The following is a 21687-nucleotide window of genomic DNA, read 5'->3' as shown; positions in this document are numbered from 1 at the left end:
TTTCCATGCAGCAGGACAAGCAGCCCGACTACCGTGCCGTGGTCTTCCGCGACCGTGCCGCCGGTTACGCGTTCCTGACCCGCTCCACCGCGAAGAGCGACCGGACCATCGACTGGGACGACGGTGAGACCTACCCGGTCGTGGACGTGGAGATCTCCTCGGAGAGCCATCCCTTCTACACGGGCAAGGCCCGCACGGTGGACTCCGAGGGCCGCATCGCCCAGTTCGAGCGGCGCTACGGAGGCGGAGAGCAGGGGTCCGGGCCGGAGAACGGCTGAGCGCGGCGGGCGTCCTGCGTCGAGCGAAGAACGCCCCGCCTCCGGCCCCTCAGGGCCCTCCGGACTCAGATGAAGTTGAGCGCGGCCGCGCAGCCCACGGCGCCCAGCAGCATGAACACCGGCGTCAGCACCTTGAGCTCGACCCAGCTGCCCGCGCGGAAGCGCATCACCTTGGGCGGACCTATCGGGTACCAGCGCTTGCGGCCGATCGGGATGGGCCACAGGATCGGACAGCCCGACACCGTGAGCGCGTCCCCGATGTCGTGCACCAGGGCGCCGAGGATGACCGGCAGACCGAGCCAGAGGTACTCCTGCCCAGGCGCGGTGAACAGCCAGTCCGAGCCGTTGCCCGGCTTGTCCAGGGTCTGCGCGAGGATCCAGGAGGTCGTCGCGGCGAGCAGCCAGACCAGGACGTTGCTGCTCGAACCGCGGGCGGCTCGCCACAGCAGGCCTTCGATGGCGAGCACCATGTGCACGAAGAGGATGCCGAGGACCGCCCAGCGACCGCAGGTGATCGCCAGGACCGCCGTGCCCGATCCGACCGCCACCGCCCACACCCAGGTGTGCGTCAGCGTGCGGTGTCCGCCGTTGCGCCGGGGGTCGCCCGGCTTCCTGGTGCTCTTGTAGGCGGCGTAGGAGAGCTTGTCGACGATCTCGCACAGCCTTCGCGACACCGGTCCGAAGGCGTTCGAGATGGTGGCGGCGTGGTGGTCCAGATCCGGGGCGAGAGCGGCGCCCGCGCAGATCAGGGCGCCGACGAGCAGGACCGGCCAGGGCATGGCATGGCCGGTCGCGGCGGCAGCCGCTCCGACGCCCAGCCAGGCCGTGGCCCCCGACAGTGAGTGTGCTGGTCCCATCATGGCCGTTCCCCGCCCCATTTCTCTTGTAACGCTGTCCAGTTGCCCGTGCCCGCTGACGCGTCACCGGCGCCACAGCGTAGCGGTCGTGATCTTTCCCCGAACATCCGATTCCCCCATCACGTGTATCGACAGGCAAGATGGGGGCGTGACCCTCATCGATCAGCTGCCGCAGACCACAGACCCCGACGCCCTCTACGAAGCCTTCGAGTCGTGGGCCGGGGAGCGCGGCATCACGCTCTACCCCCACCAGGAGGAGGCGCTGATCGAGGTGGTGTCGGGTGCGAACGTGATCGTCTCGACGCCCACCGGCTCCGGCAAGAGCATGATCGCCGCGGCTGCGCACTTCGCGGCGCTGGCCCGGGACGAGGTCACCTTCTACACGGCGCCGATCAAGGCGCTCGTCTCGGAGAAGTTCTTCGAGCTGTGCAAGATGTTCGGCACCGAGAACGTCGGCATGCTCACCGGCGACGCCTCCGTGAACGCCGACGCTCCCGTGATCTGCTGCACCGCCGAGGTCCTCGCGTCCATCGCGCTGCGCGACGGCAAGCACGCCGACGTCGGTCAGGTCGTCATGGACGAGTTCCACTTCTACGCCGAGGGCGACCGCGGCTGGGCCTGGCAGATCCCGATCCTGGAACTTCCGCAGGCGCAGTTCATCCTGATGTCGGCGACGCTCGGCGACGTCTCGATGTTCGAGAAGGACCTCACGCGCCGCACCGGCCGCCCCACGGCGGTGGTCCGCTCGGCGACCCGGCCCGTCCCCCTCTCCTACGAGTACGTGCTCACTCCGCTGACGGAGACGCTCACCGAACTGCTCGCCACCAAGCAGGCCCCGGTGTACATCGTGCACTTCACCCAGGCGCAGGCCGTGGAGCGGGCGCAGGCGCTGATGAGCATCAACATGTGCACGCGCGAGGAGAAGGACCAGATCGCCGAGCTCATCGGCAACTTCCGGTTCACCACCAAGTTCGGCCGCAACCTCTCCCGTTACGTACGGCACGGAATCGGTGTGCACCACGCCGGCATGCTGCCCAAGTACCGGCGCCTGGTGGAGAAGCTGGCGCAGGCCGGTCTCCTGAAGGTCATCTGCGGCACGGACACCCTCGGTGTCGGTGTCAACGTCCCCATCCGCACGGTGCTGTTCACCGCGCTGACGAAGTACGACGGAACCCGGGTGCGCACCCTGCGCGCCCGCGAGTTCCACCAGATCGCCGGCCGGGCCGGGCGCGCGGGCTTCGACACGGCGGGCTACGTCGTCGCCCAGGCCCCCGAGCACGTCATCGAGAACGAGAAGTCGCTCGCCAAGGCGGGCGACGACCCGAAGAAGCGCCGCAAGGTGGTGCGCAAGAAGGCGCCCGAGGGCTTCGTCGGCTGGACGGACAGCACCTTCGAGAAGCTGATCGCCTCCGACCCCGAGCCGCTGACCTCGCGTTTCCGCGTGACGCACACGATGCTGCTCTCGGTGATCGCCCGGCCCGGCAACGCCTTCGACGCGATGCGGCATCTGCTGGAGGACAACCACGAGCCGCGCAAGCAGCAGCTGCGGCACATCCGCCGGGCCATCGCCATTTACCGCTCGCTCCTCGACGGCGGCATCGTGGAGAAGCTCGACGAGCCCGACCCGACGGGCCGCATCGTGCGGCTGACCGTCGACCTCCAGCAGGACTTCGCGCTCAACCAGCCCCTGTCCACGTTCGCGCTCGCCGCGTTCGACCTGCTGGACCCCGAATCCCCGTCTTACGCGCTGGACATGGTGTCCGTCGTGGAGTCCACGCTGGACGAACCGCGGCAGATCCTCGCGGCCCAGCAGAACAAGGCCCGGGGCGAGGCCGTGGCCGCGATGAAGTCCGACGGCGTGGAGTACGAGGAGCGCATGGAGCGGCTCCAGGAGGTGACGTACCCCAAGCCGCTGGAAGAACTGCTCTTCCACGCGTACAACACCTACCGCAAGAGCCACCCGTGGGTCGGCGACCACCCGCTGTCGCCGAAGTCGGTCATCCGCGACATGTACGAACGTGCCATGTCCTTCACCGAGTTCGTCTCCTTCTACGAGCTCGCCCGCACCGAGGGCATCGTCCTGCGCTACCTGGCCAGTGCCTACAAGGCCCTGGAGCACACCGTGCCGGACGACCTCAAGTCCGAGGACCTGGAGGACCTGATCGCCTGGCTGGGCGAGATGGTGCGACAGGTCGACTCCAGCCTTCTCGACGAGTGGGAGCAGCTCGCCAACCCCGAGGTGATGACGGCGGAGGAGGCCCAGGAGAAGGCCGACCAGGTCAAGCCGGTCACCTCCAACGCCCGCGCCTTCCGCGTCCTCGTCCGCAACGCGATGTTCCGCAGGGTCGAGCTGGCCGCCCTGGACAACGTCGACGAGCTCGGCGAGATGGACGGCGAGTCCGGCTGGGACGCCGACGCCTGGGGCGAGGCGATGGACAAGTACTGGGACGAGTACGAGGACCTGGGGACCGGCCCCGACGCCCGTGGCCCCAAGCTGCTCTCGATCGTGGAGGAGCCCCAGAACGGCCTGTGGCGCGTCCGTCAGACCTTCGCGGACCCGAACGGCGACCACGACTGGGGCATCAGCGCGGAGGTCGACCTCACGGCCTCGGACGCCGAGGGCCGTGCCATCGTCAAGGTCACCGATGTCGGACAGCTCTGAGCACAGGAGAATCCCACCGATGACGAACCCGGCCGAAAGGCTCGTCGACCTGCTCGACCTGGAGCAGATCGAGGTCAACATCTTTCGCGGCCGCAGCCCGGAGGAGTCGCTGCAGCGGGTCTTCGGCGGCCAGGTGGCGGGACAGGCTCTGGTCGCCGCCGGCCGCACCACCGAGGGCGACCGGCCCGTGCACTCCCTGCACGCGTACTTCCTGCGTCCGGGACGGCCGGGCGTCCCGATCGTGTACCAGGTCGAACGGGTGCGGGACGGCCGGTCGTTCACCACACGTCGGGTCACCGCGGTGCAGCAGGGCCGCACGATCTTCAATCTGACCGCCTCCTTTCACAAGCCCGAGGAAGGAAGCTTCGAGCACCAGTTGCCGCCGGCCCGCGAGGTGCCGGACCCCGAGTCCCTGCCAACGGTGACGCAGGAGATCAAGGAGCATCTGGGTTCTTTGCCGGAAACGCTGGAGCGCATGGCGCGGCGCCAGCCGTTCGACATCCGCTACGTGGACCGGCTGCGCTGGACGCCCGAGGAGACAAAGGGCGCCGAGCCGCGCAGCGCGGTGTGGATGCGCGCCGTCGGACCTCTGGGTGACGACCCGCTGGTGCACACGTGCGCTCTCACCTACGCGAGCGACATGACCCTCCTGGACGCCGTCCGCATTCCGGTGGAGCCGCTGTGGGGGCCGCGCGGCTTCGACATGGCGTCGCTGGACCACGCGATGTGGTTCCACCGGCCGTTCCGCGCGGACGAGTGGTTCCTCTACGACCAGGAGTCCCCTGTCGCGACGGGTGGCCGTGGTCTGGCCCGCGGACGCATCTACGACCTCGAGGGCCGCCTGCTCGTCTCGGTCGTACAGGAGGGACTGTTCAGGGCCCTGTAGGCGGAGTCGTGGGGGTTCCTCCGGCGCAGCCAGGCGAGCAGCCTCCCTGAGCGCGGGGACCTCGACTGCGTGAGCGGGACGTCCTCGGCGGCGCAGCCTGTTCGTGCTGCGCGCGGACTCCGGCCCGTCGCGTTCCGTTCTGCCGGCCGAGGAGGCCCTGCCGGGCGGGCCCTCGACACCGCGGACGCGGGGGTCCGGGCAGGAGCCGGGTCGACCGAAGGCGCCGGTTCCGGGCGGGGTGCGGGACGGTCCTGCCTGGCCTCCAGAACGCTCTGCCCCAGGTCCGACCTGAGCCAGCCGATCTCGTCCGGGTCGTCCGCCGTCGTGATGCGTTCGGCGATCCGGGCTCCGGGTGAGTCCGGCGCTGCCTGCGAGACGGGCGCGGGTCGAAGGCGGTCGAGATGGGCGCGTTCGTAGGGGTCCTCGACGACCTCGGCCACCTGAATCGGGTCGAGCAGGGACGCGACCACCGCGGCACGGGCCCAGGGATCCTCGGTCTGCCGCAGCAGGAACCCCAGGTGACGGCCACGCCAGTTGCGCGGACGAAGGTCGAGACCTTCGTCCAGCCGGTCCCGGAGGCCTTCGGGCGTCCGGCCGCTCAGCAGCGGCGCGTTCTGCTCGTCGGTCGCGAACCGCCGCAGCTCCTCGGCGAGGTAGAGCCAGACGACGACCCGATAGCGGTTCAGATAGAACTTGACCGGCACCACCAGTCCCAGACGGGCGAGGCGGGTGAACCGGGTGGTGGTGATGCCCATCAGCGCGGCGCCCTCCGTGGTGCCGATGGCCTTCACCCGCTCCCGCAGCGTTTCGGGGAAGCCGGCTTCGGCTCGCACCCGGTCGATCTCCTCGCGGGTGATCCGGCGTCCTCCACCCCCCTCGTCGGGAACCGAGCGCACACAGCCGAGGTGCAGGGCGAGGCCGAACTCGCCGCGCCTCAGCTCCAGTTCCCGTGCGGCCCGACTGAGCGAACAAGTGGCGGCCCGCGTGATCGTCGTCCCGGACATGACGGTCTCCCCTGTGGTGTCGAGGGCTCGCGCCGGTGTGCGCTCGCCTCGGGAAAAACCGTATCGGGCATGTCCGACATCGCGGGGAGCCTGTGGATAACCTCGGCCGCGGTGACGTGTCAGCAGGTGGAGCGGGTCAGAAGTCCGAAACGGGCTTGCCTTCCGGTTGCCGCGCGTCCACGCGAAGGTGTTCACCGACGCGGTTCACCAGCAGCGTCATCTCGTAGGCGACCTGGCCGATGTCCGCCTCCGCCCCGCTGAGGACGGACAGACAGCTTCCCGATCCGGCCGCAGTGACAAAGAGGACCGCGTCGTCGAACTCGACCATCGTCTGCCGTACCTGCCCGGCGCCGAAATGCCGGCCGGAGCCCTTCGCCAGACTGTGCAGTCCCGACGACACCGCAGCGAGGTGTTCCGCATCCTCGCGGCGCAGTCCCGTGCTCGCGCCCGTCACCAGCCCGTCGTTGGACAGCACCAGCGCGTGCCGAACGTGCTCGACGCGCTCGGTGAGGTCGTCCAGCAACCAGCCGAGTCCCGTGTTCTGTTCCATGATCCGGTCTCCCCGTGTGCTGTTCCCCCCTGGCCGGAGGATTCGACCAGCAAGCCTTCCCCACAGCCGCCGTCCGGGCAAGGAGGACGGGTGGCATGGCAGAGAAGATGGCCGACAGGCAGGTGCGGGGGCGTCGCGGAGTCCGCCGCGGATGGTGCCTGCGTCAGCTGACGGATTCGAGCAACCGGGCGGTGTGAACTCGCCCGGCGTACTCGACGAGCCGGATCAGCACCTCCTTGCCGGAGTCGCGGTCGCGGGCGTCGCAGAGGACGACCGGCGTCCCCGGGTCGAGGTCGAGGGCGTGGGAGACGTCCGGAGCCCCGTACGTGCGGGCGTCCGGGAAGCAGTTGACGGCCACCACGAAAGGAATCCGGCGGTGCTCGAAGTAGTCCACGGCCGGGAAGCAGTCCTCGAGCCGTCGGGTGTCGGCGAGGACGACGGCACCGAGTGCGCCCGTGGACAACTCGTCCCACAAGAACCAGAAGCGGTCCTGGCCGGGAGTGCCGAAGAGATAGAGCGAGAGCCCGGAACGGATGGTGATGCGTCCGAAGTCCATCGCCACGGTCGTGGTGATCTTCTGACCCACGCCGTCGGTGTCGTCGACCGGCCGGCCGGCCTCGCTCAGCAGTTCCTCGGTGCGCAGCGGCCGGATCTCGCTGACCGCGCCCACCAGCGTGGTCTTCCCGACGCCGAACCCTCCGGCGACCAGGATCTTCAGGGCCAGGGCGGTCTGGTCGCCACCCGTGGCGTCGGAGTTCTCGGAGACCATCGATCACTTCTCTCGAAAGTGCCGGCGAACGCCGGCCGTCGGTGCGTCGGTTCGGGTGGGGGAAGCCAGCATCATGACAACCACGGTGCCGTCGGGCCGGGTTGGACCGCATATGACCCATCACGGCCGGAGCGCCTCCGGTCCGCACCCGAAAGTGAGCACGAAGGATCACGAGACCGACCGTCGTGGATCACCTAGAGCGCCCTCAGGCCCTCGATGACCTCACGGAGGATCCGCTCGTCGGGGAGATGCGCGGGCGGAACCGGCCGGCGGACGATGACGCGGCCGCGCTCCAGGAGATCGCCCAGGAGCACCCTGACGACGCCCACGGGCAGACCGGTGCCCGCGGCCAGTTCGGCGACCGACAGCGTCTCGGCACGGCACAGTTCCACCAGGGTCAGGTGCTCGGGACCGAGCGAATCGTCCTCGTCGGTCTCCGGTGCCGTCCGGTCGAGCGCGACCAGGGCGATCAGGTCGAACCGCGTCCCGGGCGGACCGGCCTGGGTACGGCCGCCCGTCACCGCGTAGGGGCGGACGAGCGGGCCCGCCTCCAGGTCGTACCACTGGCTGCCGGGCCGTGACGGGGTGCCCGGTGCGTCCTCGGTCATCTCTCCAGGCCGTCCTCGGTCATCCCGCCGCGGGCGGCTGTGCGGCGGACCGGGGCGGGGCGTGCAGGTGCTCGCCGACACGCCGGACCAGAAGCGCCATCTCGTACGCCACGAGGCCGATGTCGACGGTGACGGCGGTCAGCACGGCGAGGCACGAACCGTCCCCCGCCGCGGCCACGAACAGGAAGCCCTCGTCCATCTCCACCATCGTCTGGCGGACCCCGCCCGCGCCGAAGTGGCGGCCGGCTCCCTTGGCCAGGCTGTGGAACCCGGAGGCGACGGCCGCGAGGTGTTCGGCGTCCTCGCGGCGCAGGCCGGTCGAGGCGCCGACCGCCAGTCCGTCGTTCGACAGCACCACGGCGTGCCGTACCTCGGTCACCCGCAGGACCATGTCGTCCAGCAGCCAGTCGAGTTCGCCGGACCGCTGGGCGCTGCCCGTACTCGGGTCCTGGATCATGTGGGGTCTCCTTCACTGCTGTCGCTGCCCGCTCGGGGGCCGGGGGGTGCGCCGACGCCGGGTGGCCGGCCGCCGCCGCGTGTCCAGCCGGCCCGGTACGCGGTCATACGTGTGCGGACGACTTCGGGTGTGCGCTCGTCGTCCACCGGGGACGCCCGGTGGTCCGTCGGCTCCTCCACGCGCTGCTCGCGCAGTTGGGGGGCGAGGTTCGCCTGGCGGACCCGGCGCGGAAGTCCGTCGGTGCCCGGCGAGTCCCCCTGGGCAGGCTGCAGCCGCAGCGGCACGGCTCCCCGGGGCGCGGTCTCCCGAGGAACGTCCGCCGGGGGCGGTACGACCCGAGGGCCGTCTTCCGGTGGCGGTACGACCCGTGGTCCGTACCCCGCGGGCGGCATGACCCGTGCGCCGTCCGGCGGAGGCGGTGTCGCCCGTGACCCGTCCACCGATGGCGGGGTCACCGAGGGTCCGCCAGACCCTTCCGCCACAGCCCTCGGTCGCGGCAGAACCAGTGCGGGCCGCCGGTCGAGGGCCTGGACGGCGTCGCGCTCCGGAACGTCCGGTACGCGCGTGTACTCCCTGTCCGGCGTGCCGTCCTCCTCGGCCTCGCGGGGGGAACGTTCCGCCGGGCCGTCGTGCAGCAGCGCCGTGGGCAGCAGCACGACCGCGGTCGTGCCCCCGTAAGGAGAAGGCTGCAGGTGCACCTTGACTTCGTGCCGGGCCGAAAGTCTGCTCACCACGAAGAGACCCAGCCGGTCGCTGTCGTACAGGTCGAGTGCCTCGGACCGCTCGATGCGCAGGTTGGCCTCGGCGATCCGCTCCTTGCCCATGCCCAGTCCCCGGTCCTCGACCTCGATGGCGTAGCCGTTCGCGACCGGTTCACCGGTGATCCGGACCCTGGTGTGCGGAGGTGAGAACTGGGCTGCGTTCTCGACGAGTTCCGCCAGGAGGTGGGTGAGGTCGGCGACCGCCGCGCCGGCCACCGCCGTCTCGGGCAGCTGCCGTACCTCCACGCGCGCGTAGTCCTCGATTTCGGAGACCGCCGCCCGGACCACGTTCGTGAGCGAGACGGGCCTTCGCCACGCTCGGCCGGGCGCGGCCCCGGACAGGATGATGAGGCTCTCCGCGTGACGTCTCATCCGCGTCGTGAGGTGGTCGAGCCGGAACAGGTCGCTGAGCTCGTCCGGGTCCTCGGACCTGCGCTCCATGGCGTCCAAAAGATTCAGCTGGCGGTGCACGAGTACCTGGCTGCGCCGGGCGAGGTTCACGAAGACCCCGGAGATGCCGCCGGCCAGTTCCGCGCGTTCGACGGCGGCGTGCAGGGCGGCCCGGTGCACGGTGTTGAGCGCTTGGGCGACCTGTCCGGTCTCGTCGTCGGACGGCCTCCCCGGCGGGGCCTCGTCGTCCACGTCGACGGCCTCGCCCGCGCGCAGCCGGCTCATGGCCGAGGGGAGCTTGCGGCGGGCGATGTCCAGGGCGCTGTCGCGCAGTGCCACGAGTTCCACGACGAGGTCGCGTCCGATGCGTACGGAGATGATGAGTGAGGCGATGACGGCGCCGAGGCCGAAGAGGACCGCGGCACCTGCCGGGGTGAAGAGCGCGTGCCCGAGCGGGTCCGCGGCGTCTCCGGCGTCGCGGCCCGCGTCCGCCTCGACCGTGCGCATTCCGTCGCTCACCCGCTCGTGCGCGATGCTCCAGGTGGCCTCCGGAGCGGCGTCCAGGGCCTTGGCCCCGGGGCGCGCGGCGAGCACCTTGTCCTCGAGCGAGCGCACGTCGTCGTACGCGCTGCCTTCCATGAGGTCGTTCCAGGCGACTCGTTCGGGTCCGCCGAGGTCCGGCGCGGCGGCGTCCGTCAGGGTGCGGCGGGTGTCCACGGCCCCCGTGAACAGCCTCAGCCGCTCGGCGTCGAGGGTTCCGGCGAGCCGGGCCCCGCCGAGTACGGCGTCCTCCTGGGCGAGGGCCTCCCCGGCCCGGGAGAACTCGAGCAGGACACGGGACTCCGAGCGCATGCCCGTGGCGGCGACACCGGTGAGGGCACCGTCGGCGCCGAACGCGGTCGCGATGGTCCTGGTGTACTCGCCGTACGCCTCCTGCCATCGCGTACGGCGGTCCAGTACGCCGGTGCGCAGCGAGCGCAGTCGCTCCGTGTCGGCCACGAAGTCGGCGAGACGTCCCGCGACACCGGTGGGCAGGCCGGCGCCGTCGGCGACGGTGTTGTGGTCCCCCAGGCGGAGCTTCGCCACGGCGCGGTCGGTGATCCGAGACAGGTCCTTGTAGTCGCTCGGCGACACCGTGGCGGGGTCGGTCGCGTACCGGACCGCCTCGGCGCGTTCCGCCTGGAGCGCCGCGACCGCGGCGTCGACGGGGGCGCGGACCGTGGAATCCACGCGCTGCGACTGCCGCAGCCGCGCGATGTCCTGCGCGGTGCTCACGGTCGCGTAGGCCCACAGTGCGAGCAGGGAGACGATGGGCACCATCAGCAGGCTGACGATCTTGGCCCGGACGGTACGGGGCCGGACGCTCCACCGCCCCGCGGCCGTGAGCGCCTGCGGCGACGGTCCGGAGAGGAGGTCGCCGATGTCCGCACGCTCGTCGGCGGGCGGGCCGGCGTGGGCGCGACGGCCGCGCGGCGGGGGCGGCGGGGAGCCGGCGGTGGTGGTCCTGCGGGGTGTACGCATGGCCTCCTCGATCGGAGAGTTCGGAGCGCGTGTCCGGGCCGGGTGCGGCGGGCGCCGCGTCAGCGGGCGACGCCCTCGGCCGGCAGTCGCGAGGGCGTGGACGCTTCGGACCGCCCGGACATCGGGGACAGCGCGACGAACGCCGCTGTCAGGAAGAGGTAGGAGCCGAGTCCTACAGCGAGGGGGAAGATGAACTGCATCGCCGTGGCTCCGGGGAGGGCGACGGCCGAGGGGGTGACGCTCACGCTCACAGCCATCATTCCGGTGTAGTGCATGCTGCTCACGGCTCCGCCCATGACCAGGGAGGCGACGGCGACCGCGACGGGCGACCGGATGGACAGCGCGGCCCCGAGGGCGGCGGTCGCCGCGATCACGCCGATCACGACCGAGAGGGCGACGACGGCCGGGTCGTAGTGCACCTGGCCGTGCAGCCGCAGCGCCGCCATACCCAGGTAGTGCATGCTCGCGATGCCGAACCCGGCGGTGAGCCCGCCGACGGCGAGTGCGCGGCGCCGGTGACGGCCGTATCCGACGGTGAAGAGGCCGACGCCGACAACGGCCATGGCGACCAGCAGGCTGAGGATCGTGAGGGGGACGTCGTAGCGGATCTCCATACCCGTGACGCCGAAGCCGAGCATCGCCACGAAGTGCATCGTCCAGATGCCGGTGCCGAGCGCGGAGGAGGCGGCGAGCAGCCAGTTGCGGCGCGAGCGGCCGGTGGCGTCGAGTCCGCGGACCGTGCAGCGCAGCCCCAGCGCGGAGCCCGTACAGGCCATCGCGTACGACAGTACGGGGGTCAGCCAGCCGAAGGCGGCGTGGTCCATGTGTCCCATGGCCCCGGGACGCTAGTGCGCGCTGGGGCGCACGACCGGGGCGCATTTCGAAAGCTGTTGCAAAGTGACGGAGAGGTGCGCCCGAGCGATCGCACCGGGCTCGAACGTGTGCAGCGCGTCGTCCTTCGTGTCGGTGAGAGATCATGCGGCACATGAGCGACGACCACACACACGTCCAGGAGTTCTTCGGCTCACGTGCCGCCGACTGGGACAGCCGCTTCCCCGACGACGGGCCGGCCTACGCGGCCGCCGTGGCGCTGATGGGGTTGCGCGCGGGTGACCGGGTGCTCGACGCGGGCTGCGGCACGGGGCGCGCCCTGCCGCCGCTGCGGGCCGCCGTCGGCGGCACCGGGGTGGTCGTGGCGGCCGATCTGACCCCGGCCATGCTGGAGGCCGCGGTGAGGGCCGGACGGGACGCCGACGGGCAGCTGCTGCTGGCCGACGTCACCGCGCTGCCGCTGCGTCCGGAGTCGCTGGACGCGGTGTTCGCGGCCGGGCTCATTGCCCACCTGCCGGACCCGGCCGGGAACCTGGTGGAGTTGGCCCGGGTCGTGCGGCCCGGTGGCACGCTCGCCCTCTTCCACCCGATCGGCCGGGCGGCGCTCGCCGCCCGGCAGGGCCGGCAGATCACCGCGGACGACCTGCGCGCCGAGCACAACCTGGGCCCCCTGCTGTCCGGTTCGGGCTGGGACCTGACCTCGTACGTGGACGAGGACGCCCGCTTCCTCGCGCTGGCCGTACGCCGGGGATGACCGCGGATCCCTGACGGTGAACGTCCGTCAGTCCGTACCGACGTCCGTCAGGCCCTACCGAGGACGGCCTCCGCGAAGGCGTCGGGGGCGTCGAACATGATGTTGTGTCCGGCGCCCGGAACGGTTACGACCCGCACGCCCGCCGCTTCCAGGCCCTCCGCGCCGGGCAGTTCGTCGCTGAGTCCGCCCTGGAGGTACACGCGCTCCATCGTCAGCCCAAGGAGCATCCGGCGCATCGTCGGGGTGGTGCCGTGGACCAGTCCCGTCGCCGAGCGGTGCAGGGCGCGTGGATCGGCGAGCCGCATGGTCGCGGCCCAGGGGTGGCCGACCTTGTCGAGCACGCGCGCGTGACCGCCGTTCTCGACGTAGTCGTCCTCTTCGTAGGCGGCGATTCCGCTGCTGCCCGCGGTGACCGTGGGGTGCGGGTCGAGATTGGCCTCCACCAGGAGGAGCCGGGAGACGAGTTCGGGGCGGCGATGGGCGAGCACGATCGCGACCGAGCCGCCCATGCTGTGCGCGACGAGTTCCGCGCCGGTGACCTCGGCCGCGTCCAGGACTGCCGCCAGAGCGGCGGCATGGTCCTCCAGGCCGTAGCCGAAGTCGGCGGGCCGGTCGCTGATGCCGTGGCCGGGCAGGTCGACGAACAGGGTGCGCCGGCCCGCCAGTTCGGGCCGGGCCGCGATGTGGGCGTTGTAGACCGTCGACGCCGATCCGAGCCCGTGCACGTACACGCGCGCGGGTCCGCCGCCCGGCGCCTCCGTCCAGCGGATGCAACTCCCCCTGCCGTCGAACTCGGTCTGCCGCACAGTGCTCTCCCCCGGATGCCGGTCCCGCGCTTCCGCGATGCGTCCCCGCGCCGCGCTTTCCATGACCTGGAGACAATACCTCGGTTCCGATGTATCCATGAAGCGATGTACAGCGTCGGTGCGACAGAATGTGGCCATGCTGGAGCTGGCCATCCTGGGATTCCTGTCCGACACCCCGCTGCACGGCTACGAGCTGCGCAAACGGATCACCGCGCTCACAGGCCACGTGAAGCCGGTGGCGGAGAGCACTCTCTATCCCGCGATCAAGCGACTGGAGAACGCCGGGCTGCTGGAACGGGCCACACAGCCCGGCTCCGTCGCCGCCCCGCGTCACGTGCTGACCCTCACCGAGGAGGGCGGGCAGGAGCTGCGCCGCAGGCTCGCGCAGCCGTCCCGGCGGGACGTCACGGACGAGAACCGCTGGTTCACGGTGCTCGCCTTCCTGAAGCACCTGCGGGACCCCGAGGCGCAGGCCGCCGTCCTGCGCCGCAGGCTGTCGTTCCTGGAGGAGCCGGCGAGCTTCTTCTACGACGGCGACCGGCCACTTCGGGCGGAGGAGCTGGACGACCCCTTCAGGCGCGGCATCCTCACCATCGCGCGGGCCACCAGTCAGGCCGAACTGGACTGGCTGCGGAGCACCCTCGACACCCTCGAACCGGCCGCCCACTGAGACGGAGGTTCCGCTTCACCGGGTCGCCCCTCTTCTGTTGCCGCGGCTCCATCTCTACGTTGAGTAGCAGCAACCGCACGATCGGCTATCACGCAGGGGATGGTGACCGGATGTCCGGCATATTCGGCAGGCTCCGCACGATCGGGCGCAGGACGACGGCGGCGGACTCAGGGGAGCCTTCACGGCAGGCGGCGCTGAAGGAGAGAAAGCGCACATACAACCTCTTCGAAGCAGCTGCGGTGTACGTGGCCGCGTGCGCCGTCGACAACCAGGAACGGATCGACGAGGCAGCCGCCTGGGTGTCTCCCGAGGCACTGTCGTTCGGGGTGAACGAGCTGGCCTGCCGGGCAGTTGTCGCTCTCGCCCGGGAACGCGACGAGTCGCCGCAGGAGGTCGCCCGCACCCTGCTCGGACTGCCCGCTGCCTGACCTCGGGAGCCCGTGGGCGTTTCGCCCCTGTCCAGTCGGATAGCTGCAGCTCCGCACGGGTTTCGGGCCCGTGACAAGCGCCTTCCCGTCGCTTATGGTGCGCCGACAGATGGAGCGATCGGGAGGCTGGAATGGCCGGGACGGACGAAGACGCCGTCGCCACCGCGGATGACGACGCGCTGTACGTACTGACGGCGGTGCTGCTGACACCGGCGAAGTTCCCCAGCGTGCTCGGTGACGACTACCCGGAGGCCTGTGCGGCGCTCGACCTCGCGCCTCTCGCGGAGGGGTACGGACTGGTGCTCGGCCAGGACGGGGAGGGCGCGCGCTGGACCGTCGTCATCGACGACGTCTCCCTGGTGGCTGTCGCCATCGCGTCCTGGGACTGCGGGATGGAGCACGAGCTGTCTCCCCCGGAGCGGACGGTCGTCGCCGCGCTGCCCGGCTGGCCTCTCGAGGTGGCCGTCTCGACCCCCGGCGTACCGGCGCCGCACGATCCGCCGGCCGAGCTCACGGAGCGGCCCCCGCTCAGCCCGCCGGACACCACCGTCTGGGGTCCTGCCCAGCGGCGTCTCGGCGCGGACGAGATCGCGCTCCAGTGGGCGACGTGGCGCGAGCAGATCGACGACAGCGACTTCGCGCCCTCGGAGGGCGCCGAGGACGCCTCCGGCGATGCCGAGGACACCCAGGCCGACAAGGGCGAGGACAAGAGCGAGGAGAAGGAGGAGGGCAAGCAGGAGAAGGCCGTGAACCGCGCCGGCATCCGCCGCGTCCTCGCCGAGGCCCGCTCCTACGTGGACACACCGCCCCCGCTGGGCCGGGTCCGCTCGTCCTTCGCCACGGGCGACGCCCGGACCCTGCGGGCCGACGGCCCCGGCTGGTCGCTCGTCGCCAGGACCGACGACATCGCGTTCGTCCTGCTCGACGAGGAGCCCGGGGAGGTCCTGCCCGTCGGTCGCGGTCCGGAGCTGCCCGACCTCCTGGAGGCTCTGGACAAGATGGCCGTCCGCCCCAGCTGAGCGCGCCCGTCAGGCGCCATTCCGGCCACGCGACGCGGACGGGAATGGCGCGTCGGCAGCGTCGGTCCCTCCAGCTCTCACCGGCTCGCACGGGCCACGGTGGGAGCCGGAAGGACCGACGACGGACGGATCTTCATCGAACGGATCCGCGGCGGAGGGATCCCCGCCGGGCGGATGGCCCCGGACACCACACCCGAGGACGGACCACCCCCGGGACGGATCATCCCGGGGCGACGGCCCGCCGGCCGTTCGCCGGAAGGCGGTCGGCCCTCAGCGTCCCAGTTCCTTGCGGCTGACACGGCGCAGCCTGCGCCGCTGTGAGGGGTCCAGCGCCAGATACGCGGCCGCCGGAACCCCCAGCACGATCAGGAAGGCGGCCCACCAGGGCAGCCAGATCAACAGAATCAGGCCGACCGCCACACCTCCTGCGGCGATCTTCGCGTTCTTCGACATGTGTCGCCTCCTCCGCGGCTGCTGCCGCTCTCTGTCCTGAGAACGGGTCCCCGTCTCCCACGGTTCCGGACCGCGACCCTGATACGTCCCTGAGCCGCACCCCCTAGTGAACCCTGAGGGCCCGGCACGGTCCGCGAGCCGCATCCTGACCGTGACCTACCCACATCCCGCCGGTGTGCGAACCGAGGCCGCCCCGATCGGCCCGTGGAGTCGACGGTGAAGAGGTCGAAGGGCCCCGGCACGGCCGGAGGAGACCCGATGATTGGTCGACGCACGGCGTTCATCCCCACGTCGTGATCCGTTCGGCGTCGGGGCCAACTCTGTCGGCTGTCAACGTACTTGTGACTCAGGAGGCCTGATGTCCCCGCATGTCGCCGGCAAGCGCCACATCCCCCGATCCATCGCCCTGGGCGTGCCGCTCGCCGTGCTGGCCGCACTGGTGACGACCGGCACCGCGGACGCGACGTCCGGACCCGCGCAGCCGCAGGTGACGCACACTGCGACGCTCGGGGACATCCCTCTCGGCGCCTTCAGCAACGCCCTGCTGCCCGGGACCGTGGACGACGACCGTGGTGTCGATCTCGGCGGCATCGGAAGCGACATCTACCCGGCCGGGCGCAAGGGCGAGTTCTGGACGGTCACCGACCGTGGGCCGAACGGCCAGATCAAGGTGGACGGCAAGAAGCGCCGGACGTTCCCCGTTCCGGGCTTCGACCCGGCGATCGTCAAGATCCGGGTCTGCGGCGACTCCGTGAAGGTGATCGACTCGATCCCGATCACCACCTCCTCCGGTAAGCCGGTCACCGGCCTGTCCAACCAGGCGGGGCGCGACGAGGCTCCGTACTCCTACGACGCGCAGACCCCGCTCGCGTACAACCCGAACGGTCTGGACACCGAGGGCATCGTGCGGGCGAAGGACGGCTCCTTCTGGCTCGTGGACGAGTACAGCCCTTCGCTCGTGCACGTCTCCGCGCGCGGGAAGGTCCTCGCGCGTTACGTGCCCAAGGGCCTCAGCCTGACGGGCGCGGACTACCCGGTCGTCGAGGCGCTGCCCGCCGTTCTCCTCCACCGCAAGACCAACCGCGGTCTCGAAGGGCTCGCCCAGCTCCCGGACGGCGACCTTGTGATGGCGCTGCAGAGCCCGCTCTCGCTGCCCGACGCGAACGCGGGCGACGCCTCGCGGAACACGCGGCTGCTTCGCTTCTCGCCCAAGAAGCGTGCCGTGACGGGCGAGTACGCGTACCGCTTCGACCCGGTGAACGTGGTCGACCCGAGCGAGGACGACACCTCCGAGCTGAAGATCTCCTCCGTTGTGGCGGTCGGCGGCGACCGACTGCTCGTCGAGGAGCGCACCGACAAGGCGGCCCGGTTGCAGTCGGTACGGCTCACGCGGGACGCCAACATCCTCGGCGGCCCGTGGGACAGCGACACCACGTCGCCCTCGCTGGAGCAGCTGGACGACCCGGCGTCGGCCGGCGTTCCGGTGCTGGCTAAGCGTCTGGTCGTCGACCTGGGAACGGTCGCGGGGGTGCCCGGCAAGATCGAGGGCGTCGCGCGCGTGGACCGCGACACGCTCGCCCTGATCAACGACAACGACTTCGGGATGACCGACGGGACGGGCGCCTTCGACGCTCAGGGGCGGCTCGTGGACAGCGGCATCGAGACGGTCGTCACCTACGTGCGGCTGCCGCGCGGGATCTGATCCCCGGGCCGGCCTCTTCGGGGCGGCACGCGTGCGAGGACGGTCGACGGGGGCCACGCACACGTGCCGCTCACCGCAGCGGTCCGGTGAGCTTGTGGGTGCTGTCGGCGCCGACGCCCGCGGCCAGGCTGCACGTGACCTTGTCGATCCCGGTCCCGTAGGTCCCGGTGTCCGGGTACTGCACCAGCGTCTCGCGCACCGTACCGGCGGCCTGGGCGGCCGCTCTGCTCTCCAGCGGAGCCTTGCACAGCGCGGACGCGGCCTTCTTGAGGGCCGCGTCCGTCGTGTAGGTGCCGTCGAGTTCGGTGACCTTCACGACCTCGGCGTCGTGCGGCCGCGTGCATGTGCGCCGGGCGGCCTGACCGGGCTGGGCTTCGTCCGCGTCGAAACAATCGCCCTCCTGAAGCAGGTAGTAGGGAACCTCGTCGTCCGCGAGAGACGGGAAGAGCGACTTCAGATCGCTGGGAAACAGCCCGGTGGGCAGGTCCGAGGGAAACGACGGCACGACGGTGGGCAGACCCGAGGGCAGCGAGGGCAAGCCGGACGGGAGGCTCAGCGACGGAGTCGGCGTGCTCCCGGTGCCGCCCGTGCCGGGGGACTTCTTGTCGTTGCCACCGCCGCCCGAACCCGACACGACGAAGGCGACGACGACACCGACACCGACGATCGCAGCGAGGGCGAGAAGAAGGCCGACGCGACGCCGTCCGCCACGATTCCCGTCGGGTCCGCCGGGCCCGAAGGGCGGCCCGGAGGGCGGCCCCGGCGGCGGCCCGGACGGAGGAGGCGGCGGCCATCCCCCGTCACCCTGCCCAGGAGGGAAGCCACCTCCTTGCGCCGGCGAGCCGTGGCCCCACGAGGGAGAACCGTCGCTCCCCGGAGAAGAACCGAAACCGCCCGGCGGAGGCCCGTAACCACCGGAGGACGGTGGGCCGTAACCACCGGAGGACGGCGGCCCGTACCCGGCGGAGGTGGGCGGGCCATACCCACCCGAGGACGGTGGGTCGTACCCGCTGGAGGTGGGCGGGCCATACCCACCGCCCGAGGACGGTGGGTCGTAGCCGCCCGGGGACGGCGGACCGTACCCACGAGACGGCGGAGTGGCGTGGCCCTCCGAGCGCGGGCCTTGGGCATCACCCTCGGAGGGGTGCGTCTCTCCCCGCGGCCGCGGGGGCTGAGGCGGTTCCGGCGGCATGGCCATACCGCCAAGAGTCGCCTCGAATCCGGTCATCGCGCGACCCCTGTGCGGAAGTTGATACGGACTCATGCCATGGATCACACGATTCCGGTAATGTCCGCGCGCGGGCCGGGGTGCGGCAAGGAGCGGGTCGGACCCGCCGCCGGAAGGCGGGTCCGTTCCCTCGGAAGCGGTCCGGTCAGCCGCGCGCGCCCAGGAGGTGGTCCATCGCCAGCTGGTCCAGCTGCTCGAAGGCCATTCCGCGCGCGGCCGCTGCCTCGACATCGAAGTCCTCGAAGGCCGCCCGGTCGGCGAGCAGCGCCGCGAGGCCGTCCTCGGCGGTGGGCTGCGCCAGCTCGTGCAGACGCGAGGCGCGCAGCGCCGCCTGGACCTCCGGGTCGGCCCGGAAGGCCGCCGCGCGCTCACGCAGGATCAGGTAGTTGCGCATACAGCCCTCGGCGGACGCCCACACGCCGTCGAAGTCCTCGGTCCGCGGCGGCTTGAAGTCGAAGTGCTTCGGGCCCGCGTATCCGGCGCTCTCCAGGAGGTCGACGAGCCAGAACGCGGAGCGCAGGTCGCCCGCGCCGAACCGCAGGTCCTGGTCGTACTTGATCCCGGACTGGCCGTTGAGGTCGATGTGGAATAGCTTGCCCGCCCACAGGGCCTGCGCGATGCCGTGCGGGAAATTCAGCCCGGCCATCTGCTCGTGGCCGACCTCCGGGTTGACGCCGTAGAGCTCCGGACGCTCCAGGCGCTCGATGAAGGCGAGGGCGTGGCCGACGGTGGGGAGCAGGATGTCGCCGCGGGGCTCGTTCGGCTTGGGCTCGATCGCGAACTTCAGGTCGTAGCCCTGCGAGGTCACGTACTCGCCGAGGAGGTCGAAGGCCTCCTTCATCCGGTCGAGGGCGACGCGCACGTCCTTGGCGGCCCCGGACTCGGCTCCCTCACGGCCGCCCCAGGCGACGTACGTCTCGGCGCCGAGCTCCACCGCCAGGTCGATGTTGCGGACGGTCTTGCGCAGCGCGTAGCGGCGCACGTCACGGTCGTTCGAGGTGAACGCGCCGTCCTTGAAGACGGGGTGGGTGAACAGGTTGGTGGTGGCCATCGGCACCTTGAGGCCGGTGGCGTCCAGGGTCTGCCTGAACCGCTTGATGTGGGACTCGCGCTCGCTGTCCGAGGACCCGAAGGGGATCAGGTCGTCGTCGTGGAAGGTCACTCCGTAGGCGCCGAGCTCGGCCAGTCGCTGTACGGACTCGACCGGGTCCAGGGCACGCCGGGTGGCGTCGCCGAAGGGGTCCCTTCCCTGCCAGCCGACGGTCCACAGTCCGAAGGTGAACCTGTCCTCGGGGGTGGGCTGGTAGTTCATGCCGCGGCTCCTTGCTAGCTCCGACTATTTCGTCATGGCGGTTTACAAATTAGTATGCGGACGCATCTCTGGGAAGAGACGAAGTAGGAAACCTGGTCACATCGGTCCAGGGACGAACTGCGGGACCCGGGCCTCTGCGGTCTGGAAACCCCCGTGACCAGCACAGATCCCGCGGAGCCGCGGAAGAGGGAGAGCCCGATGTCAGCAGCCGAGGGTCCGCTCGTCGTCGGGGTGGACTCGTCCACCCAGTCCACCAAGGCCTTGGTCGTCGACGCGTCGACGGGAGAGGTGGTGGCGAGCGGGCAGGCGCCGCACACCGTCTCCACCGGGGCGGGCCGCGAGAGCGACCCCCGTCAGTGGTGGGACGCGCTGTGTGAGGCCCTGCGCCAGTGCGGTGACGCCGCCCACGAGGCGGCGGCGGTGTCCGTCGGCGGGCAGCAGCACGGCCTCGTGACGCTCGACGCGCGCGGCGAGCCCGTACGGCCCGCCCTGCTGTGGAACGACGTGCGCTCGGCGCCGCAGGCCCGTCGGCTGGTCGAGGAACTCGGCGGCCCGAAGTCCTGGGCCGAGCGGACCGGCAGTGTGCCGGCCGCGTCCTTCACGGCCACGAAGTGGGCCTGGCTGGCCGAGCACGAGCCCGACGCCGTCCGGGCGACAGCCGCGGTGCGACTGCCCCACGACTACCTCACGGAACGGCTCACCGGGCTGGGCACCACCGACCGCGGCGACGTCTCGGGCACCGGCTGGTGGGCCTCGGGCAGCGAGGCCTACGACGAGGAGGTCCTGGCGCACATCGGTCTCGACCCCGCGCTCCTCCCCCGCGTCGCCCGCCCGGGTGAGGTGGTGGGAACGGTGCACGCCAGGGGTGAGCTGCCGTTCTCCAAGGGCACCCTGGTGGCGGCCGGAACCGGGGACAACGCGGCCGCAGCGCTCGGTCTCGGGCTGCGCCCCGGCACGCCGGTGGTGAGCCTCGGCACCTCGGGGACCGTGTACGCCGTGTCGACGCGCCGCCCGGCCGATCCGACCGGCACGGTGGCGGGGTTCGCGGACGCGCGCGGCGACTGGCTCCCGCTCGCCTGCACGCTGAACTGCACGCTGGCCGTGGACCGGTTCGCCGCGCTGCTCGGCCTCGACCGCGAGGCCGTCGAACCCGGCTCGTCGGCGACGGTGCTCCCCTTCCTGGACGGCGAGCGCACCCCGAACCTGCCGCACGCCTCGGGACTGCTGCACGGGCTCAGGCACGACACGACGGGCGGCCAGCTCCTCCAGGCCGCGTACGACGGCGCCGTGCACTCCCTGCTGGGCGCCCTCGATCTGGTTCTGGACGCGGACGCGGACCGCTCGGCACCCCTGCTGCTGATCGGCGGCGGGGCGCGGGGCAAGGCCTGGCAGCAGACCGTGCGCCGGCTCTCGGGACGGCCCGTGCAGGTGCCCGAGGCCAGGGAACTGGTCGCGCTCGGGGCCGCGGCGCAGGCGGCCGGCCTGCTGACGGGCGAGGACCCGGCGGCGGTCGCCCGGCGCTGGGGAACCGCCCGGGGGCCGGTGCTGGAGGCCGTGGAGCGGGACGAGGAGACCCTCGCACGGATCACCGGGGTACTCTCCGACGCGGCCCCGCTGCTCGAACGGGAGCCGAACAGGAACTGACGGGGCCGGAGCGTGCCGTCCCGGCTCTCACGCGGGGCACCGGGTCCCATGCGAGCGACGGCGGCCGGGGCGGCCCGGTGAGCACCGCTCGACGCGG

Annotated in this window: 21 protein-coding genes; 9 read left to right on the top strand and 12 right to left on the bottom strand. The window is 71.4% G+C overall.

All coding sequences use genetic code 11. The features are described 5' to 3' along the window. Positions 1-5: 5 nt before the first annotated feature. Positions 6-278, top strand: a complete 273-nt coding sequence (locus IO36_RS05860; protein WP_037616800.1) for a type B 50S ribosomal protein L31 — start codon at positions 6-8, stop codon at positions 276-278. A gap of 65 nt (positions 279-343) precedes the next feature. On the opposite strand, the gene IO36_RS05855 is transcribed toward IO36_RS05860, so the two are convergent. Continuing rightward, positions 344-1138 (bottom strand): metal-dependent hydrolase, encoded by a 795-nt coding sequence (locus IO36_RS05855; protein ID WP_037616798.1) that lies wholly within the window; start codon positions 1136-1138, stop codon positions 344-346. Positions 1139-1283: 145 nt separating this feature from the next. On the opposite strand from IO36_RS05855, the gene IO36_RS05850 reads away from it, so the two are divergent. Then, a complete protein-coding gene (locus IO36_RS05850; RefSeq protein WP_037616796.1) occupies positions 1284-3797 on the top strand; it encodes a DEAD/DEAH box helicase in 2514 nt (837 codons plus the stop codon). Between the two features lie 19 nt (positions 3798-3816). Next, entirely contained in the window at positions 3817-4683 is an 867-nt protein-coding gene (locus tag IO36_RS05845; RefSeq protein WP_037616793.1) for an acyl-CoA thioesterase, read from the top strand. On the opposite strand, the gene IO36_RS05840 is transcribed toward IO36_RS05845, so the two are convergent. The 7 genes from IO36_RS05840 to IO36_RS05810 all read right to left on the bottom strand — a co-directional run bounded on the left by IO36_RS05840 (position 4620) and on the right by IO36_RS05810 (position 11576). Next, positions 4620-5687, bottom strand: coding sequence for a DUF6397 family protein (locus tag IO36_RS05840; protein WP_107065645.1), 1068 nt, complete (start codon positions 5685-5687; stop codon positions 4620-4622). The two genes, IO36_RS05845 and IO36_RS05840, sit on opposite strands and share 64 nt — an antisense overlap. A 136-nt stretch (positions 5688-5823) precedes the next feature. Beyond that, positions 5824-6237 carry a roadblock/LC7 domain-containing protein gene (locus IO36_RS05835; protein WP_037616792.1) on the bottom strand — a complete coding sequence of 138 codons (414 nt, stop codon included), beginning with the start codon at positions 6235-6237 and terminating at the stop codon, positions 5824-5826. Between the two features lie 163 nt (positions 6238-6400). Further along, the gene (locus tag IO36_RS05830) at positions 6401-7006 is read right to left on the bottom strand and encodes a GTP-binding protein (RefSeq protein ID WP_037616788.1); all 606 of its coding nucleotides are present in this window, start codon (positions 7004-7006) and stop codon (positions 6401-6403) included. A 194-nt stretch (positions 7007-7200) separates the two neighbouring features. Beyond that, positions 7201-7614 carry a DUF742 domain-containing protein gene (locus IO36_RS05825; RefSeq protein WP_037616786.1) on the bottom strand — a complete coding sequence of 138 codons (414 nt, stop codon included), beginning with the start codon at positions 7612-7614 and terminating at the stop codon, positions 7201-7203. Between the two features lie 19 nt (positions 7615-7633). Further along, positions 7634-8071, bottom strand: coding sequence for a roadblock/LC7 domain-containing protein (locus tag IO36_RS05820; protein WP_037616783.1), 438 nt, complete (start codon positions 8069-8071; stop codon positions 7634-7636). Continuing rightward, entirely contained in the window at positions 8068-10743 is a 2676-nt protein-coding gene (locus IO36_RS05815; RefSeq protein WP_037616782.1) for a sensor histidine kinase, read from the bottom strand. Before IO36_RS05815 ends, IO36_RS05820 begins: the two co-directional genes overlap by 4 nt. Positions 10744-10802: 59 nt before the next feature. Further along, positions 10803-11576, bottom strand: a complete 774-nt coding sequence (locus tag IO36_RS05810) for an MHYT domain-containing protein (protein WP_037616780.1) — start codon at positions 11574-11576, stop codon at positions 10803-10805. A gap of 152 nt (positions 11577-11728) precedes the next feature. On the opposite strand from IO36_RS05810, the gene IO36_RS05805 reads away from it, so the two are divergent. Beyond that, positions 11729-12328, top strand: a complete 600-nt coding sequence (locus tag IO36_RS05805) for a class I SAM-dependent methyltransferase (protein WP_037616996.1) — start codon at positions 11729-11731, stop codon at positions 12326-12328. Positions 12329-12375: 47 nt separating this feature from the next. Here the strand turns inward: IO36_RS05805 and IO36_RS05800 are convergent, their stop codons facing one another. Beyond that, positions 12376-13134 (bottom strand): alpha/beta fold hydrolase, encoded by a 759-nt coding sequence (locus tag IO36_RS05800; RefSeq protein ID WP_037616995.1) that lies wholly within the window; start codon positions 13132-13134, stop codon positions 12376-12378. Positions 13135-13270: 136 nt separating this feature from the next. Between IO36_RS05800 and IO36_RS05795 the strand changes: the two genes are divergently transcribed. From IO36_RS05795 to IO36_RS05785, 3 genes are all read left to right on the top strand, one after another. Then, positions 13271-13804 (top strand): PadR family transcriptional regulator, encoded by a 534-nt coding sequence (locus IO36_RS05795; protein ID WP_037616994.1) that lies wholly within the window; start codon positions 13271-13273, stop codon positions 13802-13804. Positions 13805-13914: 110 nt separating this feature from the next. Then, positions 13915-14232 (top strand): hypothetical protein, encoded by a 318-nt coding sequence (locus IO36_RS05790; protein WP_037616778.1) that lies wholly within the window; start codon positions 13915-13917, stop codon positions 14230-14232. 131 nt (positions 14233-14363) lie between these two features. Then, on the top strand, positions 14364-15251 hold the full coding sequence (locus IO36_RS05785; protein ID WP_037616774.1) for a hypothetical protein: 888 nt from the start codon (positions 14364-14366) through the stop codon (positions 15249-15251). Positions 15252-15521: 270 nt separating this feature from the next. Here the strand turns inward: IO36_RS05785 and IO36_RS05780 are convergent, their stop codons facing one another. Further along, entirely contained in the window at positions 15522-15704 is a 183-nt protein-coding gene (locus IO36_RS05780) for a hypothetical protein (RefSeq protein WP_037616771.1), read from the bottom strand. Between the two features lie 358 nt (positions 15705-16062). Between IO36_RS05780 and IO36_RS05775 the strand changes: the two genes are divergently transcribed. Then, entirely contained in the window at positions 16063-17406 is a 1344-nt protein-coding gene (locus tag IO36_RS05775; RefSeq protein ID WP_037616770.1) for an esterase-like activity of phytase family protein, read from the top strand. 70 nt (positions 17407-17476) lie between these two features. Here the strand turns inward: IO36_RS05775 and IO36_RS43700 are convergent, their stop codons facing one another. After that, a complete protein-coding gene (locus IO36_RS43700; protein WP_107065644.1) occupies positions 17477-18040 on the bottom strand; it encodes a hypothetical protein in 564 nt (187 codons plus the stop codon). Between the two features lie 739 nt (positions 18041-18779). Then, positions 18780-19946: a xylose isomerase gene (gene xylA, locus IO36_RS05765; protein ID WP_037616767.1), complete on the bottom strand. Its 1167-nt coding sequence runs from the start codon at positions 19944-19946 to the stop codon at positions 18780-18782. A gap of 198 nt (positions 19947-20144) precedes the next feature. On the opposite strand from xylA, the gene xylB reads away from it, so the two are divergent. Next, a complete protein-coding gene (gene xylB, locus IO36_RS05760) occupies positions 20145-21590 on the top strand; it encodes a xylulokinase (RefSeq protein WP_037616765.1) in 1446 nt (481 codons plus the stop codon). Positions 21591-21687 lie beyond the last annotated feature (97 nt).

It is taken from the genome of Streptomyces aureus (assembly GCF_000725495.1).
Classification (GTDB): domain Bacteria; phylum Actinomycetota; class Actinomycetes; order Streptomycetales; family Streptomycetaceae; genus Streptomyces; species Streptomyces aureus_B.
The sequence above is the reverse complement of the archived record's forward strand: the minus strand, read 5'-3'. Positions and strand labels throughout refer to the sequence as shown.